Below are 20,509 nucleotides of genomic sequence, written 5' to 3' on the forward strand. Positions count from 1 at the left end.
CTTGCCGGCGCGATTGCGCGCCCGTGGCAGACGCAGTAAAGCGATTTCCGGACGCACGCAAGAACAGGTGGACACCGATCGGATGAGGCTGCCGTGGTTGGGAAAATCCCGGAAAGCCGACCGGACACCATCTTCCGCCGTCATTTATCATACGGAAATCATCGCCGACATCCTGGTGCCCGAACGCGCCGAGCATGTCCGCTTCTTCAGCCGCAAGCAGGTCCGCGCCGGCAAGTTGCGCACCTTCAACAACAGGGATCTCCGCGAGCTGCTGCTGGCCGCCTTCTACATCGGCGTCGCGGCATCGCTGCCGGTCGATTGGTGGGCCGCGGTCTGCAGCCGCGTATCGGGGCTGCGCCTCAAGCGCCATATCCGCAAGGATTTCGTGCGCTACGCCGCCGCGACGCGCGCCGTGCTCGGCAATGGCATCGATGCGCAAAGGCAGTTCAGGGCCTTGCGCTGCGCCAACCACCGCCGGCGTTTGCTGCTTGCCGCGCATCTCATCGGCCGCCGCTGGTCACCTGATATCCGGCTGGAGGGCCTGGAAGGCCTGCAAGCGGCGCTGAAGCGCGGCCACGGCGCTATCATCTGGTGCGATCAGTTCACGGCACAGACCATCATCGGCAAACGCGCTCTCCATGAGGCCGGTATCGAGACACACCAGCTCAGCGTCAGGGCTCACGGCATATCCGATTCGACCTTCGGCTTGCGCTTCCTGAACCCGCCGATGGTTCGGGTCGAGAACCGTTTCCTGAAAAGCCGGATCGTGTTCGACCGCAGCGACGCCTACCAGGTCACCGGCCGGATCCAGAAGATCCTTGGCAACAACGGCGTCGTATTGGTGACCAACACCGTGCATGCCGGCTCGACATTCACCGAAGTCGGCCTTGGCGAGAGCGGCTGGACTCACCTCGCCTCGGCGCCGACGAATTTCGCTGCCAGAGGCAAGGCGGCGCTGTTTTCCATGTCGACCTTCGAGACCGATCCGTTCCGCCAATACCGCGCCGTCCTAAGTCCCGAACTGGTGCCGGCCCCGGCAGAGGCCGGCGAGCGCGCGGCCAGAGCCGGCGCCAAGAACATGGCGCTGCAGGCCGAGTACATATTGCTCAAGCGCGACCGCTTGCTGGAGGCGCTGAAACTCTATCCCGAGCAAATGATGGTCTGGTCCGGCGCCGACCGGTTCACCGAACGGCCGGAAACCGCCTTGCCCGACGAGGGTGGTTCATGATTTTGCGCCGGCCAGCAGGCTGGCAACGGCGGTGACGATCTCAGCCACTGGAAGTGTGGCGTCGGCCGTCAGCGCCCGCTCGTCGGCGCCAGGCGGCTCAAGGATGGCGAACTGGCTTTCGACCAGGCTTGCCGGCATGAAATGGCCCTTGCGGTTGGCGACACGCTGCTTGGCGGTTGCGGGATCGATCTTCAGATAGATGAAATCGATATCCCGGCGGAAGCCACGCAGACGATCGCGGTAGCTGCGCTTCAGCGCCGAGCAGGCGGCAACCACGCTTTGGCCGCTGCCGGTCAGGTCGGCGATCCGCTCGCCGATGGCATCGAGCCAGCCCTCACGCAGTTGATCTGTGAGCGGCTCGCCGCTCGCCATGCGGGCGACGTTTTCGGGTGGGTGCAGCCTGTCGCCTTCGACAAAGACGGCCCCTTCCTCTGCTGCCAATGCTTTGCCGACAGCCGATTTTCCGCAGCCGGCGACGCCCATCACCACAATGGCCCGAGGCACTGAGCCGGTAGCGCCCATTGGCGCCTTTGCGGTCTTTTCGTCCATGGTCAGCGGCTTGCCGGCGCGCGGCCGTAGAGCAGGAGCATGGCAACGATGACCAGGCCATAGACGATCTGCCGCCCCGCCTCCGGCATCTGCATGACCGAAAGGATGGACTGCAGGAGCGTGATCAGGATGACACCGGCGACGGTGCCGAGATAGGAGCCGCGGCCACCCAGGATCGAGGTGCCGCCCAGAACCACGGCGGCGATCGACGGCAGGAGATAGGCATCGCCCATCGATTGCGCCGCCTTGGAGGCATAGCCGGCGAGAAGCACTCCGCCAAAGGCGGACAGCCCGCCTGAGATAGCGAAGGCGATCATCACCACGCGCCTTGTATCGATGCCGGAGAGATAGGCGGCACGCTCGCGGTTGCCGATGCCGTAGACGGTGCGGCCGAAGCTGGTGCGGGACAGCACGAACACCATCGCAGCGCCAATCAGCGCCCAGATGATGACGGCGTTAGGCACGCCAGGAATGGTAAAACCTGTCGCAAGATAGCGCATGGCGCCGGTGGCCGAATCCTGTGGCGAGTAGCCGCCGGTATAAACGACCATGAGCCCTTGCGCGACAGCGTTGGTGGCGAGCGTGATGATCATCGAGGGTATGCGCAGATAGGCGACGCCAAAGCCGTTGACGATGCCGATCAGCACCCCGCAGAAGATGCCGAACGGGATGGCCAGCGCCACACCGATCGGGCCATAGGCCGCAGCCGCACACGCCATCATCGCGCCCGCCGCCACCGCCCACGGCACCGACAGGTCGATCTGGCCTAGCAGGATGACCAGCATCATGCCTGTGGCGATGACGCCGAGGAACGAGGCCACCTTGAGCTGCTGCAAGAGATATTCAGGCGACAGAAAGCTCCTGGAATAGAGGCTGCCTAGGAACAGCAACAGCACGATGCAGGCGAAGGCCGTCAGCACCGCCGGATCGGCGCGGCGGATGAATTTCGGCATGCGGCCGGCTATGCCGCCCAACGTCGTTTCGCTCACAGGAACCACTCCAGCCGGTTGCGGACCCGAAACAGTGCGAAGGCGCCGAGGCTGACCGCAACCAGCAGGATAACGCCCTGGAACAGTGGCTGCCATAGCGGGTCGAAATCGAACACGAACAACAGGTCGCCGATGGTGCGGAAGGCCAGCGCGCCGAAGATGGCGCCGATGGCGCCGCCTTTGCCGCCGAACAGCGAGACGCCGCCCAGCACCACCGCGGCGATTGAAAACAGCGTATAGGCGTTGCCGCTGGCATAGGCTGCATCGCCCGTATAGGTGAAGAAGGTCAGGAACAGTCCGCCGATCGCGGCCAACAGGCCTGCGAGCGCGTAGGCAGCGAACTTGCCGCGCCTTATCGGCACACCGGACATGTAGGCCGCCGTCTCCGAGGACCCGGCCGCATAGGCCGCGCGCCCGAGCACCGAGCGGCTGAACGGTACCCAGACCACGAGCACGACGGCGAGCAGCACGACCAGGCTCGCCGGCACCACGCCCAACAGGCGTCCGGTCAGCGCGTCGGCGAGACCTTCGTTGACCGAACCGCCGGGAAACGGCCTCAGCAGCAGCGCGATGCCGAAATAGACCGCACCCGTGGCGATCGTGGCGACGATCGGCTGCAGGCGGCCGTAGATGACGATGGCGCCGTTGATCGCTCCGCAAAGGAGCCCGGTGCCGAGCACGGCGATGACGCCGAAAGCGGTCTCGAGGCCGGTGCCGATGACCAGCCAGGAGGCGAGGCAATTGGTCAGCGTGAAGATCATGCCGACGGAGAGGTCGATGCCGGCGGTGATCACGACCAGTGTCTGCGCCATGGCGACGAAGGCGAGCAGCACGCCCTTGTTGGACGCCGTCTGCACGACATTGGCGGTGAAGCCCGCCGGATGGTTCGAGGTGTAGATGACGAACATGACAATGAATATGCCGAGTGCCATCAGTGTTCCGCGCTGCTCGGCCAGCCGGTAGCGCCACTCTTTCACGCGTCCGCTCCCTGTCTTGCGCCGGCATCGTCTCTCGCGCCGGCGTCATCGCCGTGGATGTTGAGCGCGCTTGCAATGAGCGCCCGCTCGGTGATCTCGGCCCCGACCAGCTCGCGCTTGACCGCGCCGTCATAGAGCACCAGCACGCGGTCGCAGCAGCCGATCAGTTCGTCATAGTCGGTCGAATAGAACAGGATCGCCGCCCCCGCATCCGCCAGCTTGCGCATCAGTTGATAGAGTTCCTGCTTGGTGCCGACGTCGATGCCGCGCGTCGGATCGTTGAGCAGGATGATACGCGGCTGGCGCATCAGCCATTTGGCGATGACCACCTTCTGCTGGTTGCCCCCCGACAGCGCACCGACCGGAATGTCGAGGCCGGCCGTCTTGATCGCCAGCAGCCCGACCATGTCGTCGATCAGCCGCTGTTCGGCGGCGCGGTCGATGATGCCGGCCTTGGACAGCCGGTCTAGGGCGGCAAAGGAGAGGTTCTCGCGCACCGTCATCGGCAGCATCAGGCCTTCGGTCTTGCGGTCCTCCGGGATCAGCGCCATGCCGATGCGGTCGTCGCGCGCCGCTTGGGGGCTGGCGATCGAAACAGGCTTGCCGTCGATAAGGATCTGGCCGCCGAGGCCGCGCAGCACACCGAAAAAGGCAAGCAGCAATTCGCGCTGGCCCTGGCCGTCCAGGCCGCCAAGGCCGACGACCTCGCCTGCCCCGACCGTCAGCGAGACATTGTCCAGCCGGTCCGTCCAGGACAGCTTGCGCGCCTCCAGCACAGGAACGGCGGCGGCTGCGGTGCGCGCGGGTTTCGGCGGGAAAATATGGCTGTATTCGCGCCCGATCATCAGTTCGACGACTTCGTTGTCGCTCTTTGTGCCTGCCTTGTAGCTGGCGACATTGCGGCCGTTGCGAAACACCGTGCAGTGGTCGGCAAGCTCGGCGATCTCGTTCATGCGGTGCGAAATGTAAAGCAGCGCCAGCCCTTCCGAGCGCAATCGCTTGAGCACGCTGAATATCCTGGCGACGTCCGTCGCGGTCAGCGCCGAGGTCGCCTCGTCGAGGATCAGGATGCGCGGCTTCCTGGCCAATGCCTTGGCGATCTCGACCATCTGTCTTCTTGAAAGCGGAAGATCCTTGACCAGCGCCAATGGATGGATGTCGGCCGCACCTGCGCGTGCCAGCGCATCCTCGGCAATGCGGCGCTGCGCCTTGCGGTCGATCATGCCGAAACGCTTCGGCGGATCGGAGATGACGATGTTGTCGGCAACGCTGAGTTCGGGAACCAGCGACAGCTCCTGGAAGATGCAGACGATGCCGGACTTGTTTGCAGCAGCAGGCGAAGCGAACGTCACCTCGCTGCCGTTCAGCATCATGCGGCCTTCGTCGGGCGCGACGACGCCCGCCATGACCTTGATCAGCGTCGATTTGCCGGCGCCGTTTTCGCCGAGAATGGCGTGGATGCTACCGGACGAGACCGAAAGCTCGGCCTTTTCCAGCGCCCGCACACCACCATAGCGCTTGGATATGCCTTCCATCCGGAAGAGCGGAACCGCACCGTCCATCGGCCCTCCCGAGGCAGTTTGACTTCAAGGGATATCGAGTGGCCGGCGCCGCGGAGATCCCGCGGCGCCGGATATGCCGCCTATTGGTCAGCCCTATTGGTCAGCTTTGGTCTGGCCCATAATTTCCTGCGCGGTGAAATTGATGCCGCAGGTCGGGAAGGAATTGCCGACGAAGAAATTGTCGGACTGGTCGGGGAAGAAATCCTGACCGGCCTTGAAGTTCGGATCCTCGACGATCGCCAGTGGCAGTTTCACTGCCTGCGGCACGACGTTGCCTTCGAGCGCGGCAATCGCCGTCTTGATGGCGACCGCGACCTGCGCCGGACCGGTGCCGGCCGATGAGCATTTCAGCCCGTCGCCGGCATGTGCCGCGCAGAACTTGCGGAAACCGTTCTCGGTCTCCCCGCCGAACGGCACGAAAGCATGCTTGGCATCGATCATCGCCTGCACGATGCCGGTGTCGCCGCCTTGCCCGGTGATGCCGTCGAACGGGCCGTTGGTGGCAATGGCGTCGGCCGTGGCTTTCTGCGCCACGCCGTCGTCCCATTTGCCGACCACCTCGGTGACGTCCCATTTCTTGCCGGAGGCATCGAGCGCTTCATGGATGCCGTTGTGACGGTCGGTGTCCACGGAAGTTCCGGCAACGCCGCGCACTTCGAGCACCTTGCCGCCATTCGGCACATGGCCGACCAGCCATTTGCCCCACAATTCGCCAAGGCCCTTCTGGTCGACATTGACGTTGATGGCGTCCTTGGTGTCGAGAATATTGTCGAAGGCGACGAGGATGACGCCAGCTTCCCTGGCGCGCTTGATGACCGGCCCGAAAGCGGTCGGGTTCTGGGCGTTGACGACGATCGCGTCATAGCCGGAATCGATGAAGTTGTTGATCGCCGAAATCTGAGCCGGCACGTCCTCGCCGGTCGAGACGACCTTGAATTCCTTCAGTTTCGCGGCGACCTCCGGCTGGGCCGCATAGGCCTTGGCGGTCTGCACCATCTGGATGCGCCAGGTGTTGGCGATATAGCCATTGGCGAGCGCGATGCGGTATGGGCCGTCTTTCTTGGGGTACTTGAAGAACTGCGTATCGGCCGCCCAGGGCGCAAAGCAATCCGGCTCAGCCGACGGTCCCTTGACAACTTCCGGGTCGGCCATGGCCGACGAACTCAGCATGACGAATGCAGTGGCGGCAACGATGCCACCAACAAGTGACTTGATCATCGATATTCCTCCCAGTTGTAGTTTTGTTTGCTGCTGCTTGTTTATTTGATGCTGTTTGTCGTGGTGTGTTTTCCACGCCTGCCGAAGGCCCTCCAGCCTGGCCGGCGCCACGTCTCAAGGGCCCGAAGCCGGCCCGATCCCCTCCCCCTCGCCGCTTCACAGGCGAGAAACGAAACTAGCATATTATACATAATAAACAAGCATGAGCTGTTGCTTATGTATAATAAACAGGGGCGGCCTTTCATCAAAACGTCTGCCCGACGAAAATGGTAGCGCTACCATGACGTTGTGTAAAGCACCATTTGCTGAGGCAGCCAAAGCGTGTTCAGCGTGCGGTGCTCTCGCGGGGCTTGAGTTCGAAACCGAGATCGACGACCCGCTGCTCAGGCCTTCGTCCTGCGATCGCCGCCAGCGCCATGGCGACAGACCGACGGCCGATTTCATAGCGAGGGGTGCGGATACTGGTGAGCGGCGGGAACGCCGCCTGCATCATTTCGAGGTCGTTGAAGCCGACAATGCCGATTGTTTTCGGCACGTTGAGCGCGGCGCTATGGCATTCGAACAAAACGCCGAGCGCGATGTCGTCATTGTTGCAGAAAACGCCGTCGAGCGCCGGCATCTTGGCCAGCGCATCGCGAAGCAGCTCGCGGCCGAGCGTCACGCTGGACAGTAGCGGAGTGGTGGTGACGAGCCGCGGGTCGAACAGGCCGGCCTTCTCCATTGCCGCGCGATAGCCGGCAAGCCGCCGCTGCGAGCGCGGGTCCATGCGTGCGCCGATGAAGCCGATCCGCCGGCAGCCCGCCTCGATCAGATGCTCGGTCGCGGTGCGGCCGCCGTCGAAATGCGAGAAGCCGACCAGCATGTCGACCGGATCGGGCCCGGTCTCCATCACCTGCACCACCGGGCAGCCCGCGCTCTCCAGCAGCTTTCGCGAGGTCGGCGTCTGGTCGATGCCGGCCACGATCAGCGCCGCCGGGCGCTGCGGTGCGAACACCTGCAGCAGGCGCTCCTCCTCGAGGCCGGAATAATGGGTGTTGCCGAGCTGGACGCGGAACGGGCCGTCCGACAGGCTGTCATAGATGCCGCGCACCACTTCTGCGAAGACGTTGTTGGTCAGCGACGGCACCAGCACGCCGAACACATCGGCGCGCGCCGAGGCCAGTGCCCGTGCATTGGGATCCGGGACATAACCAAGTTCGTCGACAGCGGCCTGGATCTGGCGCCGCAGATCCTGGCTGACGCGTTCCGGTTCGCGCAGCGCCCGCGACACGGTAATGGCGCCGACGCCGGCCTTGCGCGCCACATCTGATAGGGTCGGGCGGCCGCCCCCACGACGCGAGCGCGGCTTGGTCATGGACATCCTCCACGTGCCAGGCCCCGGCCGCTGCGCCCTTGCGAAACCATGTTCAGCTTTTCCACTGCCACCATGCCAACCGGCTGCTGCCGCACCCACTCGCCTGCTGGCGTCGCGCAGCCAATCGCCCTTGTCAAGCAACAGGGCAATCCTGCCTTCCTAAGCCATCAGGGCAGCACTGCGTTTTGCTTTCCACAGCAGCAGCCCGATGGCCACTATGTTCAGCAAGTTCCACGCGATCCCGTTGAGGAACGCGGCGGCGTAAGAGCCGGTCAGGTCGTAGATCCAGCCCGACATCCAGCCACCGATCGCCATGCCGAAGATGGTCGCCATCATGACGATGCCGATACGCTGGCCGGCCTCCCTGGCGGGCAGGTATTCGCGCACGATGATGGCATAGCAAGGCACGATGCCGCCTTGCGACAGGCCGAACACCAGCGACACGACATAGAGCGAGGCAAGCCCATCGAACGGGATGTAAAACAAAAGCGACAGGCATTGCAGCACGGAACCGATAAGCAGGGTTTTCACGCCGCCGATGCGGTCGGCGACAAAGCCGGAGGCGAGCCGGCTGACGACACCCGCCGCCATCATGATCGACAGCATGTCGGCGCCATGCGCAATGCCGTAGCCAAGATCCATGCAATAGGCGACGATGTGCACCTGCGGCATCGACATCGCCACGCAGCAGCCGAGACCGGCAACGATCAGCAGCACCTGTAACGCCGCCGGCGACAGCGAAATCGACTGCACTGGCCGGCTTCCGGGCGAACCGGCGGCAGCCGCCGCCGGAGCAGCGCGCCGCAACAACAGCACCAGTGGCACCATGGTGACCAGGCAGAAGACACCGATGCCGGCATAGGTGAAGCGCCAGCCTTCCGCCTTGATCAGTGTCGGCATGATGGTTGGCCAGAGCGCTCCGGCGAGATAGTTGCCAGCCGCCGCAGCTGTGACGGCGACGCCGCGCCGACGGTTGAACCAGTGCGAGATGTCGGCGATCAGCGGCCCGAAGATCACCGATGTGCCGACACCAATCAGCACGCCCTGGGCAAGGGTGAATTGCAGGATAGAGGTCGACAGCGCGGCGAGCAGCAGGCCGGCGGCGAGAGCCACCGAGGATAGCAGTGCCGGGATCCAATACCCCATGCGATCGACCGCGCGGCCAACCAGCACATTGCCGGCGGCGAAGCCGACCATGGTTGCGGTGTAGGGCATCGATGCCGCGGCGCGGTCAACGCCGAACTCGGCCTGCACGGCCGGCAGCACGACGACGACGGCCCACATGCCGACCGCACCGATCGTCGCCAGCAGCATGGAGATGGCAAGCCGCATCCAGGCGTAGCTGCTGTCGATGCCGGGGCTATCCGCCTGATTGGCGACGATCGGGGTCAAGGCGTTTCCTGTTTACGGTCCTGGGAAGTCGACCGTTGTGTCGCCACTATCGGCGCATTCACCGCGACGGGCAGCGCCACAGGGCCATGATCCGTGGCTCCAGCGGCCCGGCGACTTTCTCGGGAACCGGCGGCGGCCTGCTCGAGTTTTTGCGACAGGAAGGAGTTTGTCATGACCGCGAAAAAGAAATGGTCGGCCGAGGTGACCGAGCACAGCGATGCGATGGACCTCGAGGACCACATCTTCGAAGCCGACGACGCCAGGAAGATCGCGGCCTCGCTCAAGCGCTCGGCCGAGCACAGCGACCGCCGCAAGGCCGAGCCGTTTCAGTCGGCCATGTCGATGCTGAATTTCTACATCAACCGCGCCGGCAAGAACCTGCCGCAGGCGCGCCGGAAAGTGCTCGAGGACGCCAAGGACGAACTGCGCGCGGCCTTCGGAAGGCCGCAGCAGGATTAATGCATGTCGCTCAAAAGTGGCGCCGGTTTTGAGACAACGACATGCAAAGACCTAAGCGCGTCGACTTAGTCCGTTCAAACGGGACGCGCTTTAGCGCTCCCGATTGGCTCTACCAAATTCACCTCAACTGGACCTAGTGACAGGTCCTCTTTCCCCTCAGTTTGCCGGCCTCGGCTTTGTGTTTCCCCGAGCCCTTTGAAGTAGCGGCATGACGGTCAAGATCGGCATCAATCCCATCACCTGGAGCAATGACGATGTTCCCGCACTCGGCGGCGATACGCCGCTCGCGACATGCCTGTCGGAAACCAGGCAGGCCGGCTATCGCGGCACCGAACTCGGCGGCAAATTCCCCAGGCGAAGCGACGAGCTTGGACCGATCCTGTCTTCTTACGGACTGGAACTCGTCTCCGGCTGGTATGACGGCCGCATTCTGGACCGCACGGTCGACGAGGAATTCGCCGCCCTCACCTCGCATCTGACCCTGCTGCGCGACCTCGGCGCCAAGGTCGTCGTCTATGCCGACACCTCGCGCGGCCGTCATGACGGCATTTTCGCGCCGATCTCACAGCGTCCGCGCCTCGCTGACGGCGAATGGACCGCCTATGGCGAGAAGCTGACCGAACTCGCCGACCGCATGGCTGCCTTCGGCGTCGGCATGGCTTTCCATCACCATATGGGCACGATCGTCGAGAGCGATGACGAGGTCGACAGGCTGATGGCCGCAACCGGCAAGAGCGTCGGCCTGCTGTTCGATACCGGCCATTGTCTGTTCTCAGGCGGCGACCCGGCCTCCCTCCTGAACCGGCATCTCGACCGCATCGTGCATTTCCATTGCAAGGACGTCCGCGCGGCCGTGCTGGAGAAGGCACGGCGCGAGGACATGAGTTTCATGGCGGCAGTGATGGAAGGAATCTTCACCGTGCCCGGCGATGGCTCCGTCGATTTCCTGTCGCTGCTGCAGCCTCTGGCCAGCCATGGCTTCGAAGGCTGGATCGTCGTCGAGGCCGAGCAGGATCCGGCCAAGGCACACCCCTTGACCTATGCCACGAAAGGTTACGCTTCGCTTCTCAAAACGGCCTGCGCGGCCGGGTTCGACGTGGCAATACGAGACATGGCCTAACCACCGCCGGGGGGCTGGTGGTTGGGCCGGTTGGGCGCGCGCCTCGGTAGGGGTAGCGACGCGAAAGCGCCCGGCGATCCGCGCCGCCGCCCTCCCTTGGCGGCGCGGATCGCACAGTTCTTGGCATCGAAATTTTTGCCCCCGAGTTGCCGGCCCGGCGTTTCCAGCTTGAGGCTGGGGACGAGGCATGCCTTGATGCAGATGGAGGAGCGACATGGCATTCGAGGCGGCACTCGGCATGGAACGGCTTTGCACCATCCGTGAGATCGCCGAGAAGGCGGAACTCGGCGCGGCAACCGTTCACCGCGCGCTGAAGAACAGCCGCGAGGTCCGTCCCGAAACCAGACGGCTGGTGCTGGAGACTGTCTGCCTGCTTAACGAAGAGAAGATCGCCCGCGCCGCCAGGTTGGTCGGAGACTAGCTTGGCCGACCATATGCGCCTTTCCCTCGACATCATGTCGGTCGACCGCGGCTCGGACGAACCGATGCACCGGCAGATCTACGGCGCCTTGCGGCGCTTCATCCTCGACGGCCAGATCCAGCAGAACACGCTGCTTCCTTCGACACGCTCGCTGGCCGAGGATCTCAAGGTCGGCCGCAACACGGTGATCGCCGCCTACGACCAGCTGCTCGCCGAAGGGTTTATAGAGGCGCGCGCCGGGTCCGGCACCTGGGTGGCGCCGATCCAGCAGAAACGCCCGCCGGCCGCGCTGCGCGCCGGCCTCGCCGCCCCGCAAAAACTCTCGCGGCGCGGTCAGACCATCGTCAACGGCCCGCAGCCGCCACGCAATGCCGGCGTCATCAACTTCCATCCGGGCGTGCCGGAATCGGCATCCTTTCCCTTCACCATCTGGTCGAGCCTTCTGGTGCGCAATGCGCGCAGCCGCGATGAGAATTTGCTCGGCTATATCTCCTTTGCCGGCCATCCCGGCCTGCGCCAGGCCATCGCCTCGACCATAAGCCTGTCGCGCGGCATCAATTGCACCGCCGACCAGGTCATCATCGTCACCGGCGCGCAGGCAGCACTCGACCTCGCTTCGCGCGTGCTGATGGACGAAGGCGACCATGTCTGGATGGAGGAGCCCGGCTATCTCGGCGCCAAGAGCGCCTTTCTCGCCAGCGGCGCGCAGCTTGCGCCCTTGAAGGTCGATCGCCTTGGATGGCATCTCGCAGACCCAGAGCTGCCGCCGCCGCGCCTGATCTATGTGACGCCATCCTGCCAGTGGCCGTTCGGCACCATCATGCGCATCGAGGAACGGCTGCAGCTGCTCGACATCGCCGAGCGCCACGGCGCCTGGATCGTCGAGGATGATTATGACGGCGAGTACCGGTACCGTGGCCGGCCGGTACCGGCGCTGCGCGGCCTCGATCACGCCGACCGGGTCGTCTATATCGGCTCCTTCGGCAAGACGCTGATCCCGGCGCTCCGCATCGGCTATCTCATCGTGCCGCGCGAACTGTCGGTCCCCTTCGACCGCGCCGTCTCGATCACCGGCCAGTTCGCGCCGCTGATCCTGCAGGCGACGGTCAACGACTTCATCACGCAAGGCTATTTCGCCACGCATCTGAAGCGTATGCGCCGGCTCTATGCGCGCCGGCAGGCCAATTTCGTAAAACTGTGCCAGGAGCATCTGGCCGAATGGCTGACTGTGACCGAGAACGATTCCGGCATGCAGCTGCTGGCCAGTTTTATCCGACCCTACAAGGACAGCGACGTCGTCGCCGCTGCCGTCAAGGAGGGCCTCGACGTGCAGGGCATCTCGATCAACTACCATTCGAGCGAGCCGGAACACGGCCTGCTGCTCGGCTATGCCGCGATGGACGAACGCCAGATCCTGCGCGCAGTGCTGGCGCTGCGCGCCGCCTTTATGCGACTGGACCGGCAATAAGCCGGTCCAACGCGGCTCTTCAATTCACGCTGTCGAATTTCTGCAGGTCCACCGGTGCTGCCTTGCGCACCTCGACATCGTCCAGCGAGGCATTCTCCAGCGCCACACGGGCCGCCGCATCGATGTTATGGATCATGTCGTCGATGTCGGCGTCGCCATGCGCCGGATTCATCGCGATCATCACCGTGCGGTTGAGGATGTCGAGAGAACCCTTGCCGAGGTCGTCGGCATAGGTCAGCCGCAGGCCCTTGTTTTCCGGCAGCGTGTACGGATTGAGCGCCGGATGATGCGCGCCCTCATGCATCAGCACCTGGTCCCACTGGGTGAAATTGTGGCGGCCGGTCTTGCCGGCAATGACGCTCGGAATGGTCTTCGAAAAAGTCTGCGCCGCCTGTTCGCTGGGCAGCAGATACATTACCTGTGCCGCGCAATCGTCGTCGGGGCTGTTCATCGGCGACGGCGTCAGGCCGAGATTGCCGAGATGGCGCGTGCCGGCCAGCACCTTCTTCTTCTCCGCCCGCATCGCCTCGATGATGCCGTCCAGACGGTCGAGCTGGACATTGAGCATTGCACCCATCAGTTCCGAGGCGCGCGCCCCGATGCCGGCGAACGGCTTGATGCTGTCGCTGCGGCCCTGCCAGTAGAAGTGGCAGGGGTCGATGGCGCAGCGCGCGCGCTCGGCCACTTTCGGATCGCTGGTGGCGATGCCGCCGCCCTCGCCCGACGTGATGTTCTTGAAGTAGTTGAAGGAGTAGGCGCCGGCATGGCCGATGGAGCCGAGCTTCTTGCCCTCATAGCCGCCGCCAATGCCCTGGCAGACATCTTCCAGCACGAGCAGACCGCGTTTTTTAGCGATATCCATGATCGCGTTCATGTTGCAGGCCGCACCCCACATATGCACCGGGATGACCGCCTTGGTGCGCGGGCCGATGGCGTCGCGCAGAGCGGCCGGGTCAATGGTCAGGCTCTCGTCGATGTCGACAATGACCGGAATGGCGCCGACCGACAGCACTGCCGTTGCGGTCGCCATATAGGTGTGCGCCGGCACCAGCACCTCATCGCCCGGGCCGATGCCGAGGCCGATCAGGCCGGCGGCGAGCCCATAGGTGCCGCTGGCGGCCAGCGCAAAATGCTCGACGCCGAGATGCCTGGCATAGCGGGCCTCGAAGCGGTTGCACTCGCTGTTCTCGCCATAGCGAAACAGCGCACCCGAGCGGATCACCCTGGCAATGGCTTCGATCTCTTCTTCGCCGGCAGTGTACATGGCAAGTCTCCACATCGCTGATGGTATGAAAGCAGTACGCCTGCGGCCGCTGTTTGAAAGAACCACTCCGCTGCGATCTGACCAAGCCATCCCGGTTGCTTGATGGCCGGGTTTGACGCCGAATGTGGGCATATCGAATGAAATCGACATTCCAGAATGCAGGCCCGCGGAAAAATCGTACCCATCCGAATTCGTCGAAGTGGCCCTGTCGGAAAGCCGGCATTGGGCGTTCCATCGCGTCCAGTTGGGCAAACGGTCGGTTCCATGCAGCACGGGACACACTTTGGAAGACCCTCGAAACCGGCGTGCCGGCAAGATGGTGGCCGGCAAGATGGTGGCCGGCAAGACGGTGGCCGTCCATGACGCGACAGCTCGTCCTGCATGAAGACGATGTCGGCATGTGCCATGGCGCCAACAGCGCCTTCCTCGAACTGACCGCACACGGCGCCTGCAGCTCCGGCGCCGTGATGGTGCCGTGCCCATGGTTCCCTGAGATGGCCGAAGCGGCAGCCGCCGATCCCCGGCTCGATCTCGGCGTCCACCTGACGCTGAACAGCGAAAAGCAGCACTACAAATGGCGGCCGCTGACGTCGCCGTCGCGCGCGGCCGGCCTGACGGACGAGTTCGGCTATTTCTGGCCCGATGTAGCGACCACCCGCCGCAAGGCAGCACCGCAAGCGGTGGAAACCGAGCTTCGCGCGCAGATCGACACCGCCTACCGCGCCGGCATCGACGTCACTCATCTTGACGCCCATATGGGGGCAGCGCTGTCGCCGGAGTTTTGCGACGTCTACATCAAGCTCGGCCTGGAATATCGGCTGCCGGTGCTGTTGACCAAAACGCTGTCGGCCTATTCGCCCAACGACAATCTGGTCGGCGTCACCGAAGCGGCGTTCCAGCGCGGCGTCACTGGAGCCCGCGCCAAAGGCTTTGTCATCTTCGACGCCGCCATTCAGACGACCTGGGGCCGTCCACGCTCCAAGCCGATAGAGCCAGCCTACAAGGCATTGGTCGAAGGGGTCCGTGAAGGCCTGACCTTCTTTTGCCTGCACTTCAACGCGCCGGGCGAGCTCGAACTGATCGAGCCGCGCTCCGCCTATATCCGCACCGAGGAATATGAACTCTTCCGCGACCAGGCTTTTCGCGACTGGCTCGGCGCGCAGGACATCGACATCATCGGCATGAAGCCGTTGCGCGAGGAACTGCGTGCACGGCTCGGGGCATCGACACCGGCAAAGGCCCGCAAAGCGGCCACCCGGTCAGCGCCGTAAGCCGATCCGTCGGCCAACAGCGCAAAGAGGGATTTGGAACTGCAACGACAATGGGAGAATGACATGAAGACTGTTCTGAAACTGGCGCTCGGCGCGCTTGTCTCGATGAGTATGCTGGCGGGCGTCGTGCAGGCCGCGGGCCTGAAGGACCCGAAGGATGTCCGCATCACCTTCGTGGTGCATGGCTCGGCCTCCGATCCCTACTGGTCGGTGGTCAAGCGCGGCGTCGACGATGCGGCGGCGCTCACCGGCGCCAAGGTCGAATATTATGCGCCGCAAGTGTTCGACGTGGTCGAACAGGCCCGCCTGCTCGACGCGGCCATCGCCACCAATCCCGACGGCATCGCCGTCTCCATTGCCGACGCCAATGCGCTTGGTAAATCGGTCAAGGCCGGCCTTGCCGCCAACATTCCGATGGTCGTCCTGGATTCCGGCGAGAAGGAAGGCGCCGAACTCGGCACCTCTCTCTACGTCGGCACAGTCTCCGAATATGATTCCGGCAAGAAGGCGGGCGAGCGGCTGGCCAAGGAAGGCACGCTCAAGGTCGTCTGCATCAACCACGAGGTCGGCAATGTCAGCCTCGACCAGCGCTGCCAGGGGTTGAATGACGGGCTGAAGCCGTCAGGCGGCGGCACCGAGGTGCTTACCGTGTCGCCCGATCCGGCCGACATCCAGCGCCGCACCGAGGCCTATCTGTCGGCGCATCCCGACACCCAGGCGGTGTTTGCGCTCGGCGCCACCGCCGCCAATCCGCTGATCCCGTTCTTCCGGCAGAAGGAACTGTTCGGCAAGATCAAGCTCTACACCTTCGACATCAGCCCCGAAGTCCTGGATTCCGTCGTCGCCGGCGAAATGGGCTTCGGCATGGACGCCCAGCAATATCTGATGGGATACCTGCCGGTGATCTATCTGGTCGAGCATGCCACACATGGCTTCTGGCCGCAGAACAACGCCTACACCGGGCCGCTGTTCATCGACTCGCCCGACAAGGCCAAGGCGATCCTGGCGCTCGCCAAGGACGGCATCCGCTAAGGCAAGACCAAAACGGATCGGGGAGCCGCCATGCGCTCCCCGTCTCTGGTCGAGATTGCGAAGTGAGCGATTGGGGAGCCTAATGGCTGTTGTGGAAGACAAGGCGATACCTCCAGAAGCGCCGGCCCCCGGGGTACTGGGCAAGGACCGTTTCGGCATGACGTCGAAACGGGCTGCCGGCACTGACGAGCGGCTGGCCAGCACCGGCCGGCTGACGCAATGGCTGCGCCGGCCCGAAGCCGGTGCCGCCGGCGGCCTCATCGCCACCGTCATCATCTTCGCCCTGCTGCCGGGTGCGTCGAACCTCTATTCGCTACAGGGGTCGATGACCTTCCTGACGCTGGCAGCCGAACTCGGCATCATCGCCACGGCCGCAGCCCTTCTCATCATCGCCGGCGAGTTCGATCTCTCCGTCGGCTCGATGGTCGGCTTCGCCGGCGTCGTCATCGGCCTGACCGTCAAATACTGGGGCTTGCCGCTGTGGGGCGGCATCGCCTGCGCCTTCGCTGTCGCCATCCTCACCGGCTACGTCAACGGCCTGATCGTGGTGAAGACCCGCCTGCCCTCCTTCATCGTGACGCTGGCGTCGCTCTACATCCTGCGCGGCCTGTCGATCGGCATCACCCGCGCCGTCACCGGCCGCACGCAGATCCCCTACATCCTCGACGGCGCGCCGGACCCGGCAACCGCGGGCCTGTTCAACGGCCATCTCCTGACCGGCTTCTTCCAATGGATGGGCACGCAAGGTTGGATCGCCACCCGCACCGACGGCATTCCCTTCGTCGTCGGCATTCCGATGTCGATCGTCTGGTGGCTCGGACTGACAGCGCTTGCCGGCTATGTCTTGACCCAGACCAAATACGGCAACTGGATCTTCGCCACCGGCGGCGACCTCAATGCCGCCCGCAATGTCGGCGTGCCGGTCGACCGGGTTAAGATCGCGCTGTTCATCTACACCGCCTGTGCCGCGACCTTGCTTGCCACCATCCAGGTGATGGAGGCCGGCTCCGCCGACACCACGCGCGGCCTGCTCAAGGAATTCGAGGCGATCATCGCCGCGGTCATCGGCGGCGTGCTGCTCACCGGCGGCTACGGCACCGTCTATGGCGTGCTGTTCGGCGCGCTGATCTTCGGCCTGGTGCAGATGGGCATCTTCTACACCGGCATCGACACCGACTGGTTCAAGGTCTTCCTCGGCATCGTCATTTTGATGGCCGTGCTGGTCAACAACTACATCCGCCTCAAGGCGCTCGGACGCGGAGGCGGCAAATGACCTACCCAAACCCGTCCCCGGCCATCCAGCCAGCCATGGAATTGCGTGGTGTGTCGGTCAATTTCGGCTCGGTGCGCGCGCTGCAGGATATCGACATCAAGGTCTATCCCGGCGAGGTGCACTGCTTGCTGGGCGACAACGGCGCCGGCAAGTCGACGCTGATCAAGGTTCTGTCGGGCGTGCACCGGCCGACCAAGGGCGAGATTTTCGTCGACGGCAAGCCCGTCACGTTCCGCAGCCCGCGCGACGCGCAGGACCTCGGCGTCGCGACGGTCTTCCAGGACCTCGGCATGATCTCGCTGATGTCGATCACGCGCAATTTCTTCCTCGGCCGCGAGCCGACCAGAAGCCGCCTGCCCTTCTCGCGCTTCGACAAGGAGCGCGCCAACACAATTGCCCGCCAGGCGATGGCCGATATCGGCATCGACGTGCGCGACCCGACGCAGGCCGTCGGCACGCTGTCGGGCGGCGAGCGCCAATCGGTGGCAATCGCGCGCGCAGTCCACTTCGGCGCAAAGGTGCTGATCCTTGACGAGCCGACCTCGGCGCTCGGCGTGCATCAGGCGGCCATGGTGCTGAAATTCATCATCGAGGCGCGCATGCGCGGGCTGGCGGTGATCTTCATCAGCCACAACATCCACCACGCCTACCCTGTCGGTGACACTTTCACGCTGCTCAACCGCGGCCGCAATCGCGGCACATACGCAAAGTCCGAGATCTCGCGCGACGAGGTGATTTCCATCATGTCGGGCGGCGAGGATCTGAAGGCGGTGGAAGCTGAGATTGCCGGGCTGTTGGCGCAGATCGGCAACCGGCCGGCCGCCGCACCCTGAGCCTGGAACACTTTTGCAGAGAGTATTAACAGCATGAGCAGGATACGCGTCGGCGTCATCGGCGCCGGCATGATTTCGCAGGTCGAGCATATTCCAAACCTGTTGCGGCTCGGCGACCTGTTCGAACTGGTCGGCGTTGCCGACCCGTCAAGGATTTCGCGGGAATATGTCAGCGAAATTCACGGCATCGCCAATTTCGAAACGCCGGAGCAACTGTTCGGCCAGAAGCTCGACGCCGTCGTCATCGGCTCGCCCGACCCGCTGCATCACGAGCAGGTACTGGCCGCACTCGGGCGCGGCCTGCATGTCTTCTGCGAAAAGCCGCTCTGCTATTCCCCGGCGGAAATCGCCGAGATCATCGCCGCGCGGGACAAGGCCGGCAAGGTCATGCAGGTCGGCTATATGAAGCGCTTCGATCCGAGCTACCGGCTGGCGCTGGCCTCGCTGCCCGGCACGGCAAAGACGTTGCGGTCCGTCTCGGTCGAGGTCAACGATCCCGATGCCTGGCCGTTCATCGCCCACCAGCGCTACAAGCGCGGCAACGACATTCCCGAGGAGCTGATTGCCGCCGCGCAAAGCAAGCAGAAACAACAGGTCGAGCGCGCCATCGGCCAGCCCATGACCGATCTGGCTTTCCGTGGGTTTACCGGCGCTTACAGCTCCGCCTTGATTCACGATGTGAATGCCGTGCACGGCCTGCTCGACGCGCTCAGCGTGCCGGAGGGCGAGGTTGTCGGCGCGCAGATCTTCGCCAATGGCGATGGCGGCCAGGGCGCGGTAAAACTGCTCGACGGCCAGGCGCTGTGGACGATGACGCATCTCACCGTGCCGAAGCTCGCCGACTACAAGGAACGCATCACGCTCTTCTTCGACGATGCCAGCCTCGAGCTCGAATTCCCCTCGCCCTGGCTCAACCATCATCCGACCCGGCTGACTGTGAAGACCTCGGACGGCCACACACTGTCGACAAAGGATCTGCGTGCCGGCTACGGCGAAGCCTTCGTCGAGGAACTGCGCGGCTTCTGGGGTGCGATCGTCAATGGCGACGAGGTGGTCAACCGCCCCGAGCACGCCGCCCGCGACCAGGCGCTGCTGGTCGCGCTGACCAGGCAGCACCTGGCCACTTCGCAGGCCGGCTGAGCGCTCGCAGGATGTGTTGAGATTCAGGTCAGGCCGCGCCGAAAACGTTGGATTTCGAGAACCGGAGCGGAGCGTACTTAAGTACGTGAAGCGCGCAAGCCGGCGTTTGCAGGCCGGCCTCACCTGAATATCAGCATATCCTACCGGGTGTTGATGACGCCGTCGGTATTGGCGAGCAGCTTGCGCACCACGTTGCGGGCCGCCTCCGGCCGCTGCAGGCGGATGGCCTTCTCGATCGCCTCGTGCAGTTGCTGTGCATGCTGCAGATCGTCGAGTTCGCGCGTCGTATAGGTGAACAGATGATCGAAGGCGGATTCGATCAGCACGCCGAGCGGCACCAGCAGATCGTTGCCGGAGGCGCGCAGGATGGCCAGATGGAAACGCGTATCGGCGCGCGTGCGCTCCTGCAGGCTCGGCGCCTCGCCCATCTCGCGGCAGGCCTGGCTGATCTCGGCCATCTGCTCCTCGGTGCGTCGCATGGCGGCGAAGGCAGTCGCTTCCGGCTCGATGATATGGCGGAATTCCTGCACCGTCTTCAGGAACACCTCACGGTCGGGCGCGGTCGCGTACCAGGCGAGCACATCGCGATCGAGCAGGTTCCAGCGCTCCCTGGGCTCCACCCAGCTGCCGATCTTGGGGCGCGATGCCAGAAGGCTTTTGGCCATCAGCATCTTGATCGCCTCACGCACCGCCGAGCGGCTGACGTTGAAGGTTTCGGACCATTTGGCTTCATTGGGCAGGATGGTGCCCGGCGGATAGTCGCCGCGCACGATCCGAAGCCCGATTTCGCTGGCCAGTGACGCATGCACGCTGGTGCCGGGCATCCGGGTCGCGTCAGCCCGGCGAAGGGCCGCCGGGCGCTCGGCGGATGCCCCCTTTTCAGGCTTCGTTCCCTTATTCGGCTTTCCGTCCCTCATGCCTCCACAAAGTCCGGATTTCGAAAGCTGTCAAGCAGAGTG

At 64.2% G+C, this 20,509-nt stretch carries 19 protein-coding genes; 10 read left to right on the forward strand and 9 right to left on the reverse strand.

Annotated elements, in window-relative coordinates:
* Positions 1–82 precede the first annotated feature (82 nt).
* Positions 83–1,228, forward strand: a complete 1,146-nt coding sequence (locus X727_RS156210; RefSeq protein WP_023833937.1) for a hypothetical protein — start codon at positions 83–85, stop codon at positions 1,226–1,228.
* On the opposite strand, the gene X727_RS156205 is transcribed toward X727_RS156210, so the two are convergent.
* The 7 genes from X727_RS156205 to X727_RS156175 all read right to left on the reverse strand — a co-directional run bounded on the left by X727_RS156205 (position 1,223) and on the right by X727_RS156175 (position 9,209).
* Positions 1,223–1,777, reverse strand: a complete 555-nt coding sequence (locus tag X727_RS156205) for a gluconokinase (RefSeq protein WP_023673072.1) — start codon at positions 1,775–1,777, stop codon at positions 1,223–1,225. The two genes, X727_RS156210 and X727_RS156205, sit on opposite strands and share 6 nt — an antisense overlap.
* 2 nt (positions 1,778–1,779) lie before the next feature.
* Entirely contained in the window at positions 1,780–2,766 is a 987-nt protein-coding gene (locus X727_RS156200) for an ABC transporter permease (protein ID WP_023673071.1), read from the reverse strand.
* The gene (locus X727_RS156195) at positions 2,763–3,743 is read right to left on the reverse strand and encodes an ABC transporter permease (RefSeq protein ID WP_023687964.1); all 981 of its coding nucleotides are present in this window, start codon (positions 3,741–3,743) and stop codon (positions 2,763–2,765) included. Before X727_RS156195 ends, X727_RS156200 begins: the two co-directional genes overlap by 4 nt.
* Positions 3,740–5,305 (reverse strand): sugar ABC transporter ATP-binding protein, encoded by a 1,566-nt coding sequence (locus tag X727_RS156190; RefSeq protein WP_023687963.1) that lies wholly within the window; start codon positions 5,303–5,305, stop codon positions 3,740–3,742. The genes X727_RS156195 and X727_RS156190 overlap by 4 nt, the downstream gene beginning before the upstream one ends.
* Positions 5,306–5,398: 93 nt before the next feature.
* Positions 5,399–6,523 carry a sugar ABC transporter substrate-binding protein gene (locus X727_RS156185; RefSeq protein ID WP_023833938.1) on the reverse strand — a complete coding sequence of 375 codons (1,125 nt, stop codon included), beginning with the start codon at positions 6,521–6,523 and terminating at the stop codon, positions 5,399–5,401.
* A gap of 325 nt (positions 6,524–6,848) precedes the next feature.
* Complete coding sequence (locus tag X727_RS156180) at positions 6,849–7,877, reverse strand: LacI family DNA-binding transcriptional regulator (RefSeq protein WP_023712085.1); 1,029 nt, start codon at positions 7,875–7,877, stop codon at positions 6,849–6,851.
* A gap of 159 nt (positions 7,878–8,036) precedes the next feature.
* Positions 8,037–9,209, reverse strand: coding sequence for an MFS transporter (locus X727_RS156175; protein ID WP_050587434.1), 1,173 nt, complete (start codon positions 9,207–9,209; stop codon positions 8,037–8,039).
* Positions 9,210–9,440: 231 nt separating this feature from the next.
* Between X727_RS156175 and X727_RS156170 the strand changes: the two genes are divergently transcribed.
* The 4 genes from X727_RS156170 to X727_RS156155 all read left to right on the forward strand — a co-directional run bounded on the left by X727_RS156170 (position 9,441) and on the right by X727_RS156155 (position 12,737).
* On the forward strand, positions 9,441–9,728 hold the full coding sequence (locus X727_RS156170; protein ID WP_023673065.1) for a DUF3175 domain-containing protein: 288 nt from the start codon (positions 9,441–9,443) through the stop codon (positions 9,726–9,728).
* A gap of 208 nt (positions 9,729–9,936) precedes the next feature.
* Positions 9,937–10,848, forward strand: coding sequence for a myo-inosose-2 dehydratase (gene iolE, locus X727_RS156165; protein WP_023673064.1), 912 nt, complete (start codon positions 9,937–9,939; stop codon positions 10,846–10,848).
* A 214-nt stretch (positions 10,849–11,062) separates the two neighbouring features.
* A complete protein-coding gene (locus tag X727_RS156160) occupies positions 11,063–11,269 on the forward strand; it encodes a LacI family DNA-binding transcriptional regulator (protein ID WP_023673063.1) in 207 nt (68 codons plus the stop codon).
* 1 nt (position 11,270) lies between these two features.
* A complete protein-coding gene (locus X727_RS156155; protein WP_023673062.1) occupies positions 11,271–12,737 on the forward strand; it encodes a PLP-dependent aminotransferase family protein in 1,467 nt (488 codons plus the stop codon).
* 19 nt (positions 12,738–12,756) lie between these two features.
* On the opposite strand, the gene X727_RS156150 is transcribed toward X727_RS156155, so the two are convergent.
* A complete protein-coding gene (locus tag X727_RS156150) occupies positions 12,757–14,001 on the reverse strand; it encodes an aminotransferase class I/II-fold pyridoxal phosphate-dependent enzyme (protein WP_023673061.1) in 1,245 nt (414 codons plus the stop codon).
* A 359-nt stretch (positions 14,002–14,360) separates the two neighbouring features.
* On the opposite strand from X727_RS156150, the gene X727_RS21060 reads away from it, so the two are divergent.
* The 5 genes from X727_RS21060 (at position 14,361) to X727_RS156130 (ending at position 19,550) form a co-directional block, all read left to right on the forward strand.
* A complete protein-coding gene (locus X727_RS21060; RefSeq protein ID WP_023673060.1) occupies positions 14,361–15,272 on the forward strand; it encodes a polysaccharide deacetylase family protein in 912 nt (303 codons plus the stop codon).
* Positions 15,273–15,335: 63 nt separating this feature from the next.
* On the forward strand, positions 15,336–16,304 hold the full coding sequence (locus X727_RS156145) for a sugar ABC transporter substrate-binding protein (protein ID WP_023687959.1): 969 nt from the start codon (positions 15,336–15,338) through the stop codon (positions 16,302–16,304).
* Between the two features lie 82 nt (positions 16,305–16,386).
* A complete protein-coding gene (locus X727_RS156140) occupies positions 16,387–17,577 on the forward strand; it encodes an ABC transporter permease (protein WP_023829208.1) in 1,191 nt (396 codons plus the stop codon).
* A complete protein-coding gene (locus X727_RS156135; protein WP_023712088.1) occupies positions 17,574–18,410 on the forward strand; it encodes an ATP-binding cassette domain-containing protein in 837 nt (278 codons plus the stop codon). The genes X727_RS156140 and X727_RS156135 overlap by 4 nt, the downstream gene beginning before the upstream one ends.
* A gap of 33 nt (positions 18,411–18,443) precedes the next feature.
* Positions 18,444–19,550: a Gfo/Idh/MocA family oxidoreductase gene (locus tag X727_RS156130; protein ID WP_023833939.1), complete on the forward strand. Its 1,107-nt coding sequence runs from the start codon at positions 18,444–18,446 to the stop codon at positions 19,548–19,550.
* Positions 19,551–19,690: 140 nt separating this feature from the next.
* On the opposite strand, the gene X727_RS156125 is transcribed toward X727_RS156130, so the two are convergent.
* The gene (locus tag X727_RS156125) at positions 19,691–20,467 is read right to left on the reverse strand and encodes a FadR/GntR family transcriptional regulator (protein WP_023833940.1); all 777 of its coding nucleotides are present in this window, start codon (positions 20,465–20,467) and stop codon (positions 19,691–19,693) included.
* Positions 20,468–20,509 lie beyond the last annotated feature (42 nt).

This window comes from Mesorhizobium sp. L103C105A0, assembly GCF_000502215.1.
Taxonomy (GTDB): Bacteria; Pseudomonadota; Alphaproteobacteria; order Rhizobiales; family Rhizobiaceae; genus Mesorhizobium.

Bases quoted from the DNA above. Each gene is read 5' to 3' on its own strand.
- X727_RS156210 (WP_023833937.1), top strand. From the start codon at position 83: ATGAGGCTGCCGTGGTTGGGAAAATCCCGGAAAGCCGACCGGACACCA.
- X727_RS156205 (WP_023673072.1), bottom strand. From the start codon at position 1,777: ATGGACGAAAAGACCGCAAAGGCGCCAATGGGCGCTACCGGCTCAGTG.
- X727_RS156190 (WP_023687963.1), bottom strand. From the start codon at position 5,305: ATGGACGGTGCGGTTCCGCTCTTCCGGATGGAAGGCATATCCAAGCGC.
- X727_RS156185 (WP_023833938.1), bottom strand. From the start codon at position 6,523: ATGATCAAGTCACTTGTTGGTGGCATCGTTGCCGCCACTGCATTCGTC.
- X727_RS156180 (WP_023712085.1), bottom strand. From the start codon at position 7,877: ATGACCAAGCCGCGCTCGCGTCGTGGGGGCGGCCGCCCGACCCTATCA.
- X727_RS156175 (WP_050587434.1), bottom strand. From the start codon at position 9,209: ATGCGGCTTGCCATCTCCATGCTGCTGGCGACGATCGGTGCGGTCGGC.
- X727_RS156170 (WP_023673065.1), top strand. From the start codon at position 9,441: ATGACCGCGAAAAAGAAATGGTCGGCCGAGGTGACCGAGCACAGCGAT.
- iolE (WP_023673064.1), top strand. From the start codon at position 9,937: ATGACGGTCAAGATCGGCATCAATCCCATCACCTGGAGCAATGACGAT.
- X727_RS156160 (WP_023673063.1), top strand. From the start codon at position 11,063: ATGGCATTCGAGGCGGCACTCGGCATGGAACGGCTTTGCACCATCCGT.
- X727_RS156150 (WP_023673061.1), bottom strand. From the start codon at position 14,001: ATGTACACTGCCGGCGAAGAAGAGATCGAAGCCATTGCCAGGGTGATC.
- X727_RS21060 (WP_023673060.1), top strand. From the start codon at position 14,361: ATGACGCGACAGCTCGTCCTGCATGAAGACGATGTCGGCATGTGCCAT.
- X727_RS156145 (WP_023687959.1), top strand. From the start codon at position 15,336: ATGAAGACTGTTCTGAAACTGGCGCTCGGCGCGCTTGTCTCGATGAGT.
- X727_RS156140 (WP_023829208.1), top strand. From the start codon at position 16,387: ATGGCTGTTGTGGAAGACAAGGCGATACCTCCAGAAGCGCCGGCCCCC.
- X727_RS156135 (WP_023712088.1), top strand. From the start codon at position 17,574: ATGACCTACCCAAACCCGTCCCCGGCCATCCAGCCAGCCATGGAATTG.
- X727_RS156130 (WP_023833939.1), top strand. From the start codon at position 18,444: ATGAGCAGGATACGCGTCGGCGTCATCGGCGCCGGCATGATTTCGCAG.
- X727_RS156125 (WP_023833940.1), bottom strand. From the start codon at position 20,467: ATGAGGGACGGAAAGCCGAATAAGGGAACGAAGCCTGAAAAGGGGGCA.